The sequence below is a fragment of the Thermopolyspora sp. NPDC052614 genome (assembly GCF_040678635.1).
Lineage (GTDB): Bacteria > Actinomycetota > Actinomycetes > Streptosporangiales > Streptosporangiaceae > Thermopolyspora.
The window spans coordinates 342,721-359,675 of the sequence record NZ_JBFATZ010000004.1 but is presented as its reverse complement, the minus strand read 5'-3'; the positions used below and the strand labels follow the sequence as shown (position 1 = coordinate 359,675).

At 70.9% G+C, this 16,955-nt stretch carries 13 protein-coding genes; 6 read left to right on the top strand and 7 right to left on the bottom strand.

The genetic code is table 11. From position 1 onward, the window contains the following. Window positions 1-41 precede the first annotated feature (41 nt). From AB0K60_RS11205 to AB0K60_RS11175, 7 genes are all read right to left on the bottom strand, one after another. Window positions 42-1,010, bottom strand: coding sequence for a metal ABC transporter substrate-binding protein (locus tag AB0K60_RS11205; RefSeq protein WP_364051529.1), 969 nt, complete (start codon window positions 1,008-1,010; stop codon window positions 42-44). A 186-nt stretch (window positions 1,011-1,196) separates the two neighbouring features. After that, complete coding sequence (gene fdhD, locus AB0K60_RS11200) at window positions 1,197-2,021, bottom strand: formate dehydrogenase accessory sulfurtransferase FdhD (protein WP_364051526.1); 825 nt, start codon at window positions 2,019-2,021, stop codon at window positions 1,197-1,199. Then, window positions 2,021-2,899: a 2Fe-2S iron-sulfur cluster-binding protein gene (locus AB0K60_RS11195; protein WP_364051523.1), complete on the bottom strand. Its 879-nt coding sequence runs from the start codon at window positions 2,897-2,899 to the stop codon at window positions 2,021-2,023. Before AB0K60_RS11195 ends, fdhD begins: the two co-directional genes overlap by 1 nt. Continuing rightward, on the bottom strand, window positions 2,899-4,737 hold the full coding sequence (locus AB0K60_RS11190) for an NAD(P)H-dependent oxidoreductase subunit E (protein WP_364051520.1): 1,839 nt from the start codon (window positions 4,735-4,737) through the stop codon (window positions 2,899-2,901). Before AB0K60_RS11190 ends, AB0K60_RS11195 begins: the two co-directional genes overlap by 1 nt. Window positions 4,738-4,740: 3 nt before the next feature. Then, window positions 4,741-6,666 (bottom strand): molybdopterin-dependent oxidoreductase, encoded by a 1,926-nt coding sequence (locus AB0K60_RS11185; protein ID WP_364051517.1) that lies wholly within the window; start codon window positions 6,664-6,666, stop codon window positions 4,741-4,743. Window positions 6,667-6,933: 267 nt separating this feature from the next. Continuing rightward, window positions 6,934-7,674, bottom strand: a complete 741-nt coding sequence (locus AB0K60_RS11180; RefSeq protein WP_364051514.1) for a GntR family transcriptional regulator — start codon at window positions 7,672-7,674, stop codon at window positions 6,934-6,936. 309 nt (window positions 7,675-7,983) lie between these two features. Further along, window positions 7,984-8,421 (bottom strand): DUF6703 family protein, encoded by a 438-nt coding sequence (locus AB0K60_RS11175; RefSeq protein ID WP_364051511.1) that lies wholly within the window; start codon window positions 8,419-8,421, stop codon window positions 7,984-7,986. A gap of 110 nt (window positions 8,422-8,531) precedes the next feature. Here AB0K60_RS11175 and AB0K60_RS11170 point away from each other — a divergent pair, with 110 nt between their 5' ends. The 6 genes from AB0K60_RS11170 (at window position 8,532) to AB0K60_RS11145 (ending at window position 16,943) form a co-directional block, all read left to right on the top strand. Next, entirely contained in the window at window positions 8,532-8,810 is a 279-nt protein-coding gene (locus tag AB0K60_RS11170; RefSeq protein WP_364051508.1) for an antibiotic biosynthesis monooxygenase, read from the top strand. 177 nt (window positions 8,811-8,987) lie between these two features. Continuing rightward, window positions 8,988-10,370, top strand: coding sequence for a glycine--tRNA ligase (locus tag AB0K60_RS11165; RefSeq protein ID WP_364051505.1), 1,383 nt, complete (start codon window positions 8,988-8,990; stop codon window positions 10,368-10,370). Between the two features lie 95 nt (window positions 10,371-10,465). Beyond that, window positions 10,466-11,137, top strand: coding sequence for a response regulator transcription factor (locus AB0K60_RS11160; protein WP_364051502.1), 672 nt, complete (start codon window positions 10,466-10,468; stop codon window positions 11,135-11,137). Window positions 11,138-11,139: 2 nt separating this feature from the next. Continuing rightward, the gene (locus tag AB0K60_RS11155) at window positions 11,140-12,435 is read left to right on the top strand and encodes a HAMP domain-containing sensor histidine kinase (protein ID WP_364051499.1); all 1,296 of its coding nucleotides are present in this window, start codon (window positions 11,140-11,142) and stop codon (window positions 12,433-12,435) included. A 361-nt stretch (window positions 12,436-12,796) separates the two neighbouring features. After that, complete coding sequence (ppdK, locus tag AB0K60_RS11150; RefSeq protein WP_364051496.1) at window positions 12,797-15,454, top strand: pyruvate, phosphate dikinase; 2,658 nt, start codon at window positions 12,797-12,799, stop codon at window positions 15,452-15,454. A 136-nt stretch (window positions 15,455-15,590) separates the two neighbouring features. Continuing rightward, the gene (locus AB0K60_RS11145) at window positions 15,591-16,943 is read left to right on the top strand and encodes a deoxyguanosinetriphosphate triphosphohydrolase (protein ID WP_364051493.1); all 1,353 of its coding nucleotides are present in this window, start codon (window positions 15,591-15,593) and stop codon (window positions 16,941-16,943) included. Window positions 16,944-16,955: the final 12 nt, after the last annotated feature.

Here is a 16,955-nt window from a genome sequence, read left to right as displayed (position 1 = left end):
TCAAGGGGGGTTTCGGGTGTCCGGTTGCCGGGGGCCGCGGCTCAGGTGCAGCCGAGCGCGGTACGCAGGTGGGCGAGATTGTCCCGGGTCGCCGACAGATAGTCCCCCGTCGCCGGACGGCTCTCGATCGGGTTGAGGACCGCGGTCTTCGCACCCACCTCCGTGGCGAGAACCTCGGCCACCTTCGGATTGACGAGCTCCTCGGTGAAGATGGTAGTCACCTTCTCCTGCTTGGCCACCTTCGCCACCTCCGCCAGGCGCGCGGGCGAAGGCTCCGATTCGGGGTCGATGCCGCTGATGCCCACCTGCTTGAGCCTGTAGCGGTCGGCGAGGTAGCCGAACGCCGCGTGGCTCGTCACGATCGTACGGCTCGCGCACGTGCGCAGCCCGTCGCTCAACTCCTTGTCCACCGCGTTCAGCTCGGCGGCCGCCGCCGCGGCCCGCGACCGGAACCCGGCCGCGTGCGGGGCGTCGGCCTGGGCCAGCCGCTCGCCCAGCTTCGTGGCGACGGTGGCGAACCGGGAGGGGTCCAGCCACAGATGTGGATCGTAGCCGACCTCCTCGTGTGCCTCCTCCCCTTCGTGCCCCTCCTCCTCGCCGTGCGGGTCCGCGCCGGTCGCGGGCAGCGTGGTGACCGCGGCGGCGACGTCGAACGACCGGTCGGCGGCGTGCTCGGCGACCGCCTCGTCCACCGCGGGCTGCACGCCCTTCAGGTAGACGATCAGATCGGCCTGCTCGATGTCGGCGATCTGGCGCGGCGTCAGCTCCAGGTCGTGCGGCTCGACGCCGGGCGAGGTCAGCGTGGCCAGCTCGACATCGGCCCCGCCCACCCGGCGGCTGACCCACTCCAAGGGGTAGAAGGCCGCCAGCACCCGCGGCCGGTCACCCGGCGCGCTCGCGAAGGACCCGCCGGAGGCGCCCGTGGACGCCGAGCCGCACGCGGCGGCGGCCAGCAGCGCCAGGCCCCCGGCCAGCGCTGCCAGCGGACGCCGGGGGGACCGGACGGACAAGAAGGTTCGGAATGAAGACGAACGACGGGAGGTTTCAGACGTCACATGCCCGAGTATGGTGCAAAATGAAAACCATTGTCAAAACGGGCTGAATCGAGCCCATGCCGCGTAAGGGGCATACGGCCTCCCGCCAGAAAGAGAGAGCGGGCCCGGCGACTTCCGCCAGGGCCCGCCCTCACGCGACTCTCAGGCCACTACGCGATGCTCACCGGCGTACACGTTCATCGACGTGCCGCGGACGAACCCCAGCAGCGTCAGCCCCGCCTCCGCCGCCAGCTCCACCGCGAGCGACGACGGCGCCGACACCGCCGCCAGCATCGGAATGCCGGCCATGACGGCCTTCTGCACCAGCTCGAACGACGCCCGTCCCGACACCATCAGCACCGTCGAGCGCAGCGGCAGCCGCCCCTCGCGTACGGCCCAGCCGACCAGCTTGTCCACCGCGTTGTGCCGCCCCACGTCCTCGCGCACGCACAACGCCGCGCCCGAGGCGTCGAACAGCCCGGCCGCGTGCAGCCCCCCGGTGCGGTCGAACACCCGCTGCGCCGCCCGCAGCCGGTCCGGCAGCGCCGCCACCAGCTCGGCGTCCACCCGCAGCGGGTCCCCGGCCACCTCCCACCGGGCCACCGTCCGCACCGCGTCCAGACTCGCCTTCCCGCACACCCCGCACGAGGAGGTGGTGTAGAAGTTGCGCTCCAGCGACGTGTCCGGCGGCTCCACGCCGGGCGCCAGGGACAGGTCGAGCACGTTGTAGGTGTTCATCCCGTCCTCGACGGCCCCGGCGCAGTACCGCATCGCGATGATGTCGTCCGCCGAGCCGATCACGCCCTCGCTCACCAGGAACCCGGCGGCGAGGTCGAAGTCGTGCCCCGGCGTACGCATCGTGATCGTCACCGGCCGCCCGTTGACGCGGATCTCCAGCGGCTCCTCGGCCGCGAGCGCGTCCACCCGGTGCGAGACGCCCGCGCCCCGCACCCGCATCACTTTGCGCTGGACGGTGACCCTGCCCATCAGCCCGGCGCCTCACCGGCGGCGACGTTCTGCACGTGCTGGAACCCGAACCGCCCCTTGATGCACAGATTGCCGTGAGTGACCGGATTGTCGTGCGGCGAGGTCACCTTGACGATCCGGTTGTCCTGCACGTGCAGCGTCAGGTTGCACCCGACGCCGCAGTACGAGCAGATCGTCGTCGTCTGCGTCTGCCGCGACTCGTCCCAAATCCCGGCCTCGCGCATGTCGAACTCGGTCTTGAACGACAACGCGCCCGTCGGGCACACCTCCACGCAGTTGCCGCAGTACACGCACGCCGAGTCCGGCAGCGCCGCGTCGAACTCGGTCGAGATCGTCGCGTCGAAGCCGCGCCCCGCCACCGAGATCGCGAACGAGTTCTGCCACTGCTCGCCGCACGCGTCCACGCACTTGTAGCACAGGATGCACTTGTCGTAGTCGCGCACGTACAGGTCGTTGTCCACCTTCACCGGCTGATCGACCTTCGCCGCGTCCGGCCCGAACCGGTCGGGCCGCGCGCCGTACTCCTCGATCCACTCGGCCGCCCGCGGCGTGGTCGACAGGTCCACCGACGACCCCAGCAGCTCCAGCACGATCTTGCGGCTGTGCCGGACCCGCTCGGTGTCGGTGCCGACCGTCATGCCCGGCTCCGCCTTGCGCGAGCAGGCCGGGGCGAGCGTGCGCGCCCCCTCCACCTCGACGACGCACACCCGGCAGGCGTTCTTCGGCGTCAGCGTGTCGCCGTAGCACAACGTCGGGACGTCCTTGCCGACCGCGTGGCAGGCGTCCAGAATCGTCGAGCCCTCGGGCACCCGTACGGCCTTGCCGTCCACGGTGATCTCGACGAGCCGCTTGGGCGGCCCCACCGGAACACCCGTCATCACGTGTCATCCCTTCGCGCTTCGCTGAAGACTCCCAGCCGGTCGATCGCCGACTCGACCGCGTTCCAGGCCGTCTGCCCGAGCCCGCAGATCGAGGCGTCGCGCATCGCCTGCCCGACCTCACGCAGCAGCGTGAGGTCGTCGCCGGGGGAGCGGCCGTTCACGCTGAGCCGGTGCAGCGCCTCCTCCTGCCGGACCGTGCCCACCCGGCACGGCACGCACTGCCCGCACGACTCGTCGCGGAAGAACTCGGCGATGCGCAGCAGGATCCGGGGCAGCTCCACGCTGTCGTCGAGCGCGAGCACCACGCCCGACCCCAGGGTGGCGCCCGCCGCCCGGGTCCCTTCGAAAGTGAGCGGGATGTCCAGCTCGTCGGGCCGCACGAACGCCCCGGCCGCGCCGCCGAGCAGCACCGCGCGCAGCGTCCGCCCCTCCGGCACGCCGCCGCTCAACTCCAGCAGCTCGCGCAGCGTCGCCCCGAACGGCACCTCGTACACGCCGGGCCGCCGCACCGAGCCGGAGACGCAAAACAGCTTCGGCCCGGTCGAGGCGCCGACGCCGATCGCCTTGTACGCCTCGGCGCCCATGCTGAGCACCGGCAGCACGTTGACGAGCGTCTCGACGTTGTTGACCACGGTCGGCTTGCCGAACAGGCCCTTCTCCACCGGGAACGGCGGCTTGCTGCGCGGCTCGCCGCGATACCCCTCGATCGAGTTGAAGATCGCCGTCTCCTCGCCGCAGATGTACGCCCCGGCGCCCCGGCGGATCTCGATGTCGAAGGAGAAGTCCTGGCCGAGCACCCGCTCGCCGAGGAACCCGCGGGCGCGGGCGGTGGCGATGGCGTGCTCCAGGCGGGCCAGCGCCCGCGGATACTCGCCCCGGATGTAGAGGTAGCCGCGCTCGGCGCGGATCGCGTACGCGGCGATCGTCATCGCCTCGATCAGCGCGTACGGGTCGCCCTCCATGATGACCCGGTCCTTGAAGGTGCCCGGCTCGCTCTCGTCGGCGTTGCACACCAGGTAGTGCGGGTGGTCCGGCTGCCCGGCGGTCGCCGCCCACTTGCGCCCGGTGGGGAAGGCCGCGCCGCCCCGGCCGACCAGGCCGGAGTCGAGCACCTCGCGGATCACCCCGGCCGGGCCAAGCTCGAACGCCCGCCGCAGGGCGGCGTAGCCGCCGCTCGCCCGGTAGTCGTCGAGGCTCGCCGGGTCCACCACGCCGACGCGGCGCAGCAGGATCAGCCCGTCGTCGCCGGCCTGTGGCACGGCCGCCTCCGCCGGAGGCTCGACGGGCTCGTCGCCGGGGTCGCCCGGCAGTTGCTCGGCGGAGGCCGGGCCGTACACGGTCGCGCCGGGCGTCGGTCCCGCCTTCAGCGTGAGCGCGGCGGGCGCCCGCTCGCACAGGCCCAGGCACGGGCTCGGCTGCCAGGACAGGCCGGGCGGGCCGAGCCGGTCCTCGACCGCCCGCCGTACCTCGTCGGTGCCCCTGGCCTGGCAGGCCAGGTCGGTGCACACGTACGTGACGCTCGCCGGTCGGGGCTTGGTGGACAACAGGTGGTAGAAGGTGGCCACGCCGTACGCCTCCGCCGGGGGGACGGTCAGGCGGCGGCAGATGTAGTCGAGCGCCCCCTCGCTGATCCACCCGACGCGGTCGTTGACCGCGTGCAGGGCGGGCAGCAGCAGGTCGCGCCGCTCGCGGGCCTCATGCCCGCCCGCGGCGACGCGCAGGTCCCGCTCGCTGCGGTCGCCGCCCTCCCACGCGGAGGGCGCCGGCCCAAGGAGCGCGTCGACGGCGGCGCGCTCCTCGGCGGTCGGCTCGACGTCGTGGAAACGAAGATCCAATGTTCACCCAACCTGTGCGGGGACGAGCTTGTCCACCCGGATCGCGGTCGCCTTGTACTCCGCGGTGCCGGCGATCGGGTCGGTGGCCTCGATCGTCAGACTGTTGGTGTCCACCTCGTCCGGGAAGTGGAACGTCATGAAGGCCAGCCCCGGCCGCAGCCCCGGATCGATGTTCACCGGGGCGATCACCGACGCGCGCCGCGAGGTGACCTTGACCAGCTCGCCGGCGACCACGCCGAGCTTGTCGGCGTCCTCCGGGCACAGGTCGAGCGTCTCGCCCTTGCGCAACGGCGAGTTGAAGCCGCTGGACTGCACGCCGGTGTTGTAGGAGTCGAGCCGCCGCCCGGTGGTGAGCCGGATCGGGTACTCGTCGTCGAGGACGTCCACCGGCGGCGAGTGCCGCAGCGCCGCGAACGGGGCGGGCCTGCCGCGCTTGACCGGGTCGGTCTCCCACAGCCGCCCGTGCATGTACGGCGGCTCCAGCGAGTCCTCCGACGGGCACGGCCACTGGATGCCCTGCAGCCTCTCCAGCCGCTCGTAGGACATGCCCTTGTGGTCGGGGGAGAGCGAACGCAACTCGTTCCACACCTCCTCGGCGGTCGGGTAGTGCCAGTCGTGGCCGAGGCGGCGGGCGATCTCGCAGAGGATCTCGATGTCGTCGCGGGCCTCGCCCGGCGGCACCAGGGCCTTGCGTACCCGCTGCACCCGGCGCTCGCTGTTGGTGAAGGTGCCCTCGGACTCGCACCAGGCCGCCGCCGCGGGCAGCACCACGTCGGCCATCTGGGCGGTCTTGGTGAGGAAGATGTCCTGGACCACCAGGTGGTCGAGCATGCTCATCCGCTTGATCGTGTGCAGCGAGTCCGCCTCGGACTGGACCGGGTTCTCGCCGATGACGTAGGCGGTGGTGACGACGCCGTCGCCCATGCCCTCCATCATCTGGGTGAGGTTGCGGCCGTAGCGCGGCTGGATCGGCACGCCCCACGCGGCCTCGAACTTCTCCCGTACGGCGGGGTCGAGGATGTCCTGGAAGCCGGGCAGCCGGTTGGGGATGGCGCCCATGTCGCCGCCGCCCTGCACGTTGTTCTGCCCGCGCAGCGGGCTCAGGCCCGAGCCGTAGCGGCCGACGTGGCCGGTGAGCAGCGACAGGTTGATCAGGGCGCGCACGTTCTCGGTGGCGTTGTGGTGCTCGGTGATGCCGAGCGTCCAGCACAGTTGCGCCCGGTCGGCGGTGGCGTACGCGTGCGCGAGCTCGCGGATCGCCTCGCCGGGCACGCCGGTCACCTGCTCGGCGACCTCCAGCGTCCACGGCTCGACCGCGGCGGCGAACTCCTCGTAGCCGGTGGTGGCGCGCTCGATGAACGTCGTGTTCGCCAGACCGGCGTGGATGATCTCCCGGGCGACGGCGTTGGCGAGCGGGATGTCGGTGCCCACGTTGAGGCCGAGCCACCGGTCCGCCCACTTGGCCGTGTTGGTGCGCCGGGGATCGACGGCGAACATGCGCGCGCCGTTCCTGATGCCCTTCAGCACATGGTGGAAGAAGATCGGATGGGCCTCGCGGGCGCTCGACCCCCACATCACGATCAGGTCGGCGTGCTCGACCTCCTCATAGGAGGACGTGCCGCCGCCGCTGCCGAACACGGCCGACAACCCGGCGACGCTGGGCGCGTGGCAGGTGCGGTTGCACGAGTCCACGTTGTTGTTGCCGACGACCACGCGGGTGAACTTCTGCGCCACGAAGTTGAGCTCGTTGGTGGAGCGGGCGCAGGCGAGCATGACGAAGGCTTCCGGGCCTCCTCGTTCGATGTTGCGCCGGAATCCCTCGGCCGCCCTGTCCAGTGCCTCGTCCCACGTCGCCCGCCGAAGGACGCCGTCCTCGCGGACCAGGGGATGGGTGAGCCGTTCGTAATGCTCGGCGCGCTTCCTCTTCATGCCCATCCTTCCGTCTGTATGCAGTTGACGGTAGACACCGATCCTGACGTCCCACAAGGCCGTCTCCGCCTGGTGAAAGGCCAGTTGTTAACCAGATTGTCGCCAAGGTACACCGCCCGCGTCCTCGCAGGCTCTTACCCGTGAACGCCAATCCCGTACACGGACATCGCGGGACACGCCTTGACATGCCGATTCGGCTCCACGCCGATCCCCGCGCGGGGCGGCGGCGGGTAAGGGGCGCGTACGGGGGTGGCGGTGGCGGCGCGCTCAGGAGGGCCGGACGCGCCGGCGTCGGCGCGTCTTCATCGGCACCGGCGGCGCCCCCTCGCCGTCACGGAACCGCTGTTCCAGGTACGAGCGCCGGGTGTGCTCGGTGTGCACCCGCATGATCGCGCAGGCCCGGTCCGGGTCGCCCGACTCGATGGCGTCGATGAGCGCGGTGTGCTCCTCCCACGAGCTGCGCCCCCGCTGCCGGGCCACCGGCGTGTGGTACCACCGGACCCGCCGGGACACCTGCGCGGCCAGCTCGCCCAGCACCCGGTTCCCGGACAGCTCCATCACCAGGGCGTGCAACTCGGCGTTGACGCTCACCGCCGTGTCCACGTCGTCGTTCTCGACCGCCGCGAACCCGCGCTCGCACAGCGCGCGCAGCTTGGCGACGCCCTCCGGACGCCGATTGATCGCGGCCAGCCGCGCCGACTCCGCCTCAAGCAGCGACCGTACGGCGAGCAGTTGATCGGCCTCCTCGGCCGTCGGCACGTGCACGAACGCGCCGTGACCGGGCCGCAGATCGACCCACCCCTCGCCGCTGAGCTGCTGCAGGGCCTCGCGGACCGGCTGGCGGGAGACGCCGAGCAACTCGGCGAGCTCGCTCTCCACCAGATGCCGGCCCGGCCGCAGGACACCGGTGATGATGAGTTCGAGCAGCGCGTCGAAGACGCTTTCGCGCAGCGGGACGGGGCGTGCGATCCGTGGAGCCGAAATTTGACTCGCCAACTTTTCCGCCATTTCCGCTCGCAGCTTTTCCTTCCCGCGCCGTCTGTTCACTCCAGCATACGGTCCAAGGGTTTCCCACCGGCCCGTGGGCAGGCAGATCGACTCACCCAACCCGCGAGATGATCCAGACGGCGATTTGCGTACGCGACTTCACACCGGGCTTCTTCGGAATGGTGCGGATAGGGGCGTCCACGGCGTGCCGGAGATGAACAGGCGGGGTCCCTATCTGTTTGTCGCTCAAGCCTTCGGCGACGAGGCGCGCCTCGCCGAAACCGGAAAGATCACGCCGATCGGAGAAGAGGCCGACGCGTGCCGAGGCGCTCAGAAGAGACCGAAGCGGTCGAGGGCGAGGAGGGTGATGAAGGTGGCGAGGGCCACGCGCATGAGCCTGCCGCCTGGCCGCAGGGACGGCCAGGACAGGTAGGCGAGCCAGACGACGAAGGCCAGGACCGGGAGGACGGCGATGGCGCCGCGCCAGTCGGGGACGGCCAGGCCGGCGAGCAGCAGGATGACCATGACGACCGGGAGGATCCAGCGGGGGAGCTGGTACAGGAAGACCAGGAGCGCCGCGCTCTTGAGTTCGACGGCACGGCGAAAGCCGGTCGCGCCCGGGGTGAAGAACTGCTCGCCCGCCGGGAGCGGGCGGGGTGACCTCGCCCCGGTACGGCCCTGCCCCCCGGTACGGCCCGGCGCGGGCTTCCTGGCCAGCGGGTGCGCGGGCAGTCCCGCCGGAGACTTGGAATCGTGCTTGGACGCCACGACCCGAGCCTAACGCCTGCCCAGAGGCGCGGGACGACGAGACCGTGGTCGCGATCGGTAGGCCACCTCCTCGGACGCTCGGCCCTTGGGGGCATGGGATTCTGGTGGGCATGTTCGCTGTCATCCGGTACTCGGTGCCCGCGGCGCGGGATGAGGAGTTCGCCGGGCACACGCGGGAGATCCTCGGCGTGTTCGCCGCGCAGCCCGGTTTCCGCGCGGGGCGGGTGGGGCGAGCGGTGGATGAGCCGGAGTTGTGGGCGATTGTTAGTGAATGGGAGGGGGCCGGGTTTTACCGGCGGGCGTTGTCGGCGGCGCGGATGACGATGTATCCGCTGATGTCGCTTATGGTCAACGAGCCGAGCGCCTTCGAGGTCGTGTCCGGGGTGTGAGCGGCGTGGGGCCGGGCCGGGGACACCCCGTGCGGCTAGTAATGTTGCGGCGGGCAGCATCGGAATTCCCCTAGGCTAGGGGAAGGATCGAGCGGGTGACGCAGGCGCCGATCGGCATGATGCTCCCCGAATCCGACACATACCAATCCCGACCGCCAGCCGGATGGAGATCGTTCAATGGCACGCCGTACCGACGTGATGGACACCATCGTCAGCCTCGCCAAGCGCCGGGGCCTGGTCTATCCGTCGAGCGAGATCTACGGAGGTCTCCGCGCGTCCTGGGACTACGGCCCGCTCGGCGTCGAGATGAAGAACAACGTCAAGCGCCAGTGGTGGAAGGCCATGGTGCAGGGCAGGGAGGACGTCGTCGGCATCGACTCCTCGGTGATCCTCGCCCGTGAGGTGTGGGAGGCCAGCGGTCACGTCAAGGAGTTCGTGGACCCGCTCACCGAGTGCCAGTCGTGTCACAAGAGGTACAGGGCCGACCACCTGGAGGAGGCGTTCCAGGCCAAGCACGGCCGCGCCCCGGAGGGCCTGTCCGAGATCACCTGCGCGAACTGCGGCACCAAGGGCGCCTTCACCGAGCCGCGCATGTTCAACGGCCTGCTCAAGACCTTCCTCGGCCCGGTCGAGGACGAGTCGGGCCTGGCCTACCTGCGGCCGGAGACCGCGCAGGGCATCTTCATCAACTACATGAACGTGCAGCAGTCGGCGCGCCGGAAGATCCCGTTCGGCATCGGCCAGATCGGCAAGTCGTTCCGCAACGAGATCACCCCGGGCAACTTCATCTTCCGGACCCGCGAGTTCGAGCAGATGGAGATGGAGTTCTTCGTCAAGCCCGGCACCGACGAGGAGTGGCACCAGTACTGGATCGACGAGCGCATGCGCTGGTACGTCGACCTCGGCATCAGCAAGGACAACCTGCGCCTGTACGAGCACCCCAAGGACAAGCTGTCCCACTACTCCAAGCGCACCGTCGACATCGAGTACCGGTTCAACTTCGCCGGCAACGAGTGGGGCGAGCTGGAGGGCATCGCCAACCGCACCGACTTCGACCTCACCACGCACTCCAAGGCCTCCGGCGCCGATCTGTCGTTCTTCGAGCAGGAGTCCGGCGAGCGCTTCACCCCGTACGTCATCGAGCCCGCGGCCGGCGTGGACCGCGCCCTGCTGACCTTCCTGCTCGACGCCTACGCCGAGGACGAGGCCCCCAACGCCAAGGGCGTCATGGAGAAGCGCACCGTCATGCGCCTCGACCACCGCCTCGCCCCGGTCAAGGTCGCCGTCCTGCCGCTGTCGCGCAACGCCGACCTGTCCCCGAAGGCCCGCGACCTCGCCTCCGAGCTGCGCCGCCGGTGGAACGTCGAGTTCGACGACGCGGGGGCGATCGGCCGCCGCTACCGCCGCCAGGACGAGATCGGCACGCCCTTCTGCGTCACCATCGACTTCGACACCCTCCAGGACCAGGCGGTGACCATCCGCGAGCGCGACTCCATGCGCCAGGAGCGCATCGCCCTCGACCAGGTCACGCCCTACCTGCGCGCCAACCTCGACGACTAGCCGACCGGCCGCGGGCCTCCCGCCGAGGCTTCTTTCACGGCTCAGGACGCCGCAAATGCGCGCAGAACGCATCATCCGCAATTAGGTTGCCTACCATGCGGTTGTTGGTGGTCGAGGACGAGGAAGATCTCGTCAACGCGCTCCGGGTGGGACTGGTGCGCGCGGGGTACGCCGTGGACGTCGCCTACGACGCCGCGGAGGCGGACGAGAAGCTGCACGTCAACGCCTACGACCTGATCCTGCTCGATCTCAACCTGCCCGGCGGCGACGGCTTCGAGATCTGCCGTTCGGTGCGCAGGAGCTCCCGCGCCCAGTCGGTGCGCATCCTGATGGTCACCGCCCGGGACCGGCTCGACGACCGGGTGCGCGGCCTCGACGAGGGCGCCGACGACTACCTGGTCAAGCCGTTCGCGTTCCCCGAACTGCTGGCGCGGGTTCGGGCGCTGCTGCGCCGGGACGGGCCGAGCGGCACGGCGGTGATCCAGGTGGGGGCGCTGCGGCTGGACACCGCCCGGGTCGAGGCGTTCCATGGGAACCGGCCGCTCAATCTGACGCCGAAGGAGTTCGGCGTGCTGCACTACCTGATGACCCGGCCGGGGAACGTGGTCTCGGCCGAGGAACTCCTCGAGCACGTCTGGGACGAGCACACCGACCCGTTCACCAACACGGTACGGGTGACGGTCGGCACGCTGCGCCGCAAGCTGCAGGTTGACGGCCTGATCGAGACAGTGATCGGCAAGGGGTACCGGCTGAGAGAGGATCGATAGAAATGCCCTCCCTGCCGGGGTTCATGCAGACGATCCGCTTCCGGCTCACCGTGCTCTACTCGGCGATGCTGTTCGCGGTGGCCGCCCTGGTGCTGGGAGGCATCTACCTCGCGGTGGCGAAGACCACCGAGAACCGCGAGGTCCGCGTCAAGTGGGTGGAGAAGAGCATGGGCCACCCGGTGCCCATGGTCTATCTGAAGGAGTTCGAGAACCAGGTCAACCTGGAGACCATGCGGACCCTGCGCGACTACTCGCTGGGCACGCTTGGCGGGCTGTTCCTGGCGAGCCTCGGCATCGGGTGGGTGCTGTCGGGGCGGGTGCTGCGGCCGGTCCGGGCGATCACGCGGACGGCGGAGGAGATCCAGGCGACCGACCTGAGCCGGCGCATCCGGCTCGACGGGCCCAAGGACGAGCTGCGCGACCTCGCCGACACGGTCGACACGATGCTCGACCGGCTGGAGGCGGCCTTCCGCGCGCAGCGGCAGCTCATCGACGACGCCTCGCACGAGCTGCGCACCCCGCTGGCGATCATCCGGGCGAACGTGGACGCCGTGCTCACCTCGCCGGGCACCACCGAGGAGGAACGGGCCCGCGCCGCCGCGATCGTGGACCGGGCGACGACCCGGATGACCCGGCTGGTGGAGGACCTGCTGGCCACCGCCCGCCGCTCGGCCCCCGCCCTGTCGGACGCGAACGTGGACGTGGGGGAGGCCGCCCACGAGGCCGCCGAGGAGTTCGCGGCGGTGGCGGCGGCGCGGAACCTGTCGATCCGGCAGGCGCTGCGCGACGGGCTCATCGTGATCGGCGACCATGACGCGCTGCGCCGCGCCGTGCACAACCTGCTGTCCAACGCGATGCGGTTCGCCCCGTTCGGGAGCGAGGTGCTGGTGGCGGCGGGCCGTACCGGGGGGTGGGTCTGGATCGCGGTGCGCGACAGCGGGCCCGGGCTGTCGGAGCAGGACCGGGAGCGCGTGTTCGACCGGTTCTGGCGGGGCGAGGCGAGCCGCCGCGACCGGCACGCCGGGCTGGGCCTGGCGATCGTGCGGCAGATCGTGGAGTCGCACGGCGGGCAGGTGCGGGTGTTCTCCCGGCTGAGGGAGGGCTCCACGTTCGTGCTGTGGCTGCCGGAGACGGACGGGGCGTCCGGGGACGTGCCCGACGTCGACCCGGTGAGCGCACGGTCGTCGGGCGAGATGCTGTCCAGCGGACGCGGCGGCGGATCCGCCGGGTCCGCCGGGCTCGGCGGGCTCGGTGGGCTCGGCGGGCTCAGCGGGCAATCGTCGTCGCCTTCCGCGTAACCGCCTCCACATCCCTGTGTAACACGTTAAGGCGTGCCGCTTCGGGACTTATGGCTCTACTCCCGCTAACCATCGCGAAGCATGATCTGTTATGGGCGCCCGCACGGCCCGAGGGAAGCCGGATATTGCTGGGGAAATTGGTATGAACCAATGGTTTGAACCAAAGGTATATACCAATCGATCCGATGTGGTCTGTATCACTTTGATATGGCGGGATGTCGATTGGATTAGACCGCGAAGTGGGCATCTACCTGGGGAAACAGGATGTTCCCGGAGTGGTGACGTTTCTCATGGTTCGTCATAGGTAGAGTCCCGTGGGCAAGGCGGTAAAAAACGCCACGCGGTCGCGGGAGGAGCTGTCGTGCCCAAGTACGTTTACAACTTCACCGAAGGTAACAAGGATCTCAAAGACCTCCTTGGCGGCAAGGGCGCCAACCTGGCGGAAATGACCAATCTGGGCCTCCCTGTGCCCCCCGGTTTCACCATCACGACCGAGGCCTGCCGCGCCTATCTCCGAGACGGCAGGGAGCCGGAGGAACTGGAGGCCGAGGTCGCCGAGCACCTGGCGAGCCTGGAGAAGGCGATGGGCCGCCGGCTCGGCGACGCCGACGATCCGCTGCTGGTGAGCGTACGTTCCGGGGCGAAGTTCTCGATGCCCGGCATGATGGACACCGTCCTCAACATCGGCCTCAACGACGACTCGGTGCACGGCCTCGCCAAGCAGGCCGCCAACGAGCGCTTCGCCTGGGACTCCTACCGCCGTCTGATCCAGATGTTCGGCAAGACCGTGCTCGACGTCGACGGCGACCTCTTCGAGGAGGCCATCGACGAGGCCAAGCGCGCCAAGGGCACGCGCGACGACCTCGACCTCGACGCCGACGACCTGCAGAAGCTGGTGAAGACCTTCAAGGGCATCGTCCGCGAGCGGACCGGCAAGGACTTCCCCGCCGACCCGCGCGAGCAGATGCGCATGGCCGTCCGCGCCGTCTTCACCTCCTGGAACTCGCCCCGCGCCGTCCTCTACCGCCGCCAGGAGCGCATCCCGGCCGACCTCGGCACCGCCGTCAACGTGTGCGCCATGGTCTTCGGCAACCTCGGCATGGACTCCGGCACCGGCGTCGCCTTCACCCGCGACCCCGGCACCGGCCACCAGGGCGTCTACGGCGACTACCTGCAGAACGCCCAGGGCGAGGACGTCGTCGCCGGCATCCGCAACACGATGCCGCTGCAGGAGCTCGAGCGCATCGACAAGCGCTCCTACGACGAGCTCCTGCAGATCATGGAGACGCTGGAGAACCACTACAAGGACCTGTGCGACATCGAGTTCACGATCGAGCGCGGCAGGCTGTGGATGCTGCAGACCCGCGTCGGCAAGCGCACCGCCGCCGCCGCGTTCCGCATCGCCGTCCAGCTCGTCGATCAGGGCCTCATCGAGATGGACGAGGCGGTCACCCGGGTCACCGGCGCCCAGCTCGCCCAGCTGATGTTCCCCCGCTTCGACGCCGCCGGCCACGACCCGATCGCCAAGGGCATGAACGCCTCGCCCGGCGCCGCCGTCGGCAAGGCCGTGTTCTCCTCCGCCCGCGCCGAGGAGCTCGCCGCCGCCGGCGAGGACGTCATCCTGGTACGGCGCGAGACCAACCCCGACGACCTCGGCGGCATGATCGCGGCGCGCGGCATCCTCACCAGCCGCGGCGGCAAGACCAGCCACGCCGCCGTCGTCGCCCGCGGCATGGGCAAGACCTGCGTCTGCGGCGCCGAGCAACTCGACGTGGACACCGCGGCCGGGCGGTTCACCGCCCCCGGCGGGGTCGTCGTCAACGAGGGCGACGTGATCTCCATCGACGGGTCGAGCGGCGCGGTGTACCTCGGCGAGGTGCCCGTCATGCCGTCCGCGGTCGTGGAGTACTTCGAGGGCTCCGGCGACACCTCCGACGAGCTCGTGGCGGCCGTGGACCGCATCCTCACCCACGCCGACGCGGTGCGGCGGCTCGGCGTGTGGGCCAACGCCGACACGCCGGAGGACGCCGCCCGCGCGCGGCGGTTCGGGGCGCAGGGCATCGGGCTGTGCCGTACCGAGCACATGTTCCTCGGGGACCGGCGGCAGCTCGTGGAGAACCTGATCCTCGCCACCACCGACGAGGAGCGGCAGGCCGCGCTCGACGCGCTGGAGCCGCTGCAGCGCCAGGACTTCGTCGGCATCCTGGAGGCGATGGACGGGCTGCCGGTGACGATCCGGCTCATCGACCCGCCGCTGCACGAGTTCCTGCCCGACCTTACCGAGCTGTCCGTCAGGGTCGCGCTCGCCGGGGACGACGCCACCGAGAAGGACCGCAGGCTGCTGGAGGCGGTCAAGCGGCTGCACGAGCAGAACCCGATGCTCGGCCTGCGCGGCGTGCGGCTCGGCCTGGTCATCCCCGGGCTGTTCGGCATGCAGGTCAAGGCGATCGCCGAGGCGGCGGCCGAACGCAGGCGGCAGGGCGGCGACCCCCGGCCGGAGATCATGATCCCGCTCGTCGGCGCGGTGCAGGAGCTGGAGATCGTACGCGAGGAGGCCGAGCGCATCCTCGCCGAGGTCGGCGTCGAGGCGAGCATCGGCACCATGATCGAGGTGCCGAGGGCGGCGCTGACCGCCGGGCAGATCGCCGAGGCGGCCGAGTTCTTCTCTTTCGGCACCAACGACCTGACCCAGATGACCTGGGGCTTCTCCCGGGACGACGTCGAGGCGGCGTTCTTCTCCCGGTACCTGGAGCTCGGCGTCTTCGGGGTGTCGCCGTTCGAGACGCTGGACCGCGAGGGTCCCGGGCGGCTCATGCGGATCGCCGTCGAGGAGGGGCGGGCCACCCGTCCCGACCTGAAGCTCGGCATCTGCGGCGAGCACGGCGGCGACCCCGACTCGGTGCACTTCTGCCACGAGATCGGGCTGGACTACGTGTCCTGCTCGCCGTTCCGGGTGCCCGTCGCCCGGTTGGAGGCCGGGCGGGCCGCGCGGGCGTCGGCGGGGTCCGACACCCGCTGATCCCCTCTTGATCCCCTGCCGATCCCGCGGCATCGCCTGACGGCGCGCCGGTCGTCCCTTGCGGGGGGCGACCGGCGTTCCGTCTGTTGCGGAACGGGTAGAACAACTCTCCCTTGACCGTCCCGGGAGGTGAGCGTTGGAGTCGTACGCGCGGCGTCACTCGGGGAGCGACGAGCGGTTCCGGCAGGCCCGCTGGGTGCCCGAGCCGCCGGGGAATCCGGCGCGCGGGCCGTACGAGCGGGATCGGGCGCGGGTGCTGCACAGCGCCGCGCTGCGGCGGCTGGCGGCCAAGACGCAGGTGGTCGGGCCGGGCGAGGTGGTGGACCGGGGGCGACACATCCCGCGCACGCGGCTGACGCACTCGCTGGAGTGCGCGCAGATCGGGCGGGAGATGGGCAAGACGCTCGGGTGCGATCCGGACCTGGTGGAGACCGCGTGCCTCGCGCACGACCTCGGGCATCCGCCGTTCGGGCACAACGGGGAGGTGGCGCTGGACGAGCTCGCCGCGTCGTGCGGCGGGTTCGAGGGGAACGCGCAGAGCCTGCGGCTGCTCACCCGGCTGGAGGCGAAGGTGCTCACCGAGGACGGCCGCAGCGCCGGGCTCAACCTCACCCGGGCGACGCTCGACGCGAGCTGCAAGTACCCGTGGACGCGGGCGCAGCGGCCGGGCGGGGCGGGGCCGTACGGGGTGTACGACGACGACCTGCCGGTGTTCGCGTGGTTCCGGCGCGGGGCGCGGCCGGGGCGGCTGAGCTTCGAGGCGCAGGTGATGGACTGGGCCGACGACGTCGCCTACTCGGTGCACGACCTGGAGGACGCGCTGCACTCCGGGCACGTGACGCTGGAGCTGCTCGCCGACCCGGGGGAGCGGCGCGAGGTGTGCGCGCTCACCCTGCGCTGGTACGCCAAGGAGGTCGGGGACGCCGACGCCGGGGAGCTTGAGGAGACGTTCGCGCGGCTGGTGGCCGAGCCGATCTGGCCGGGCCGTAACGGGCGGGCGGGTCGCTCCGTGGCGGGCGGGCTGCCGGACCTGGTCGCGCTCAAGGCCCTCACCAGCGCGCTGATCGGGCGGTTCTGCCGGGCCGCCGAGGCCGCCACGATCGAGGCGTACGGCCCCGCGCCCGGCCACGCGCCTGACCCCGCGCCCGGCCCCGCGTCCGGCCCCGCGCCTGACCAGGGCCGCGAGCCCGCCGACCTGGTGGTGCCGCGCCGGGCGCGCATCGAGTGCGCGCTGCTGAAGGGCGTCACCGCCCACTATGTGATGAGCCGCGACGACCACGGCGCCAACCAGGCGCGGCAACGCGAGCTGATCGCCGAGCTCGCCTCGATGATCGCGCGTGACGCCCCGGTTACCCTGGAACCCGCGCTGCGTCCGGCGTTCCTTGACGCGCCCGACGACGCCGCGCGCCTGCGCGTGGTGATCGACCAGATCGCGTCGCTGACCGACACGTCGGCCGTGGCCTGGCACCGGGACCTGCGCGCCCGCTGAGCAGACGAGGAG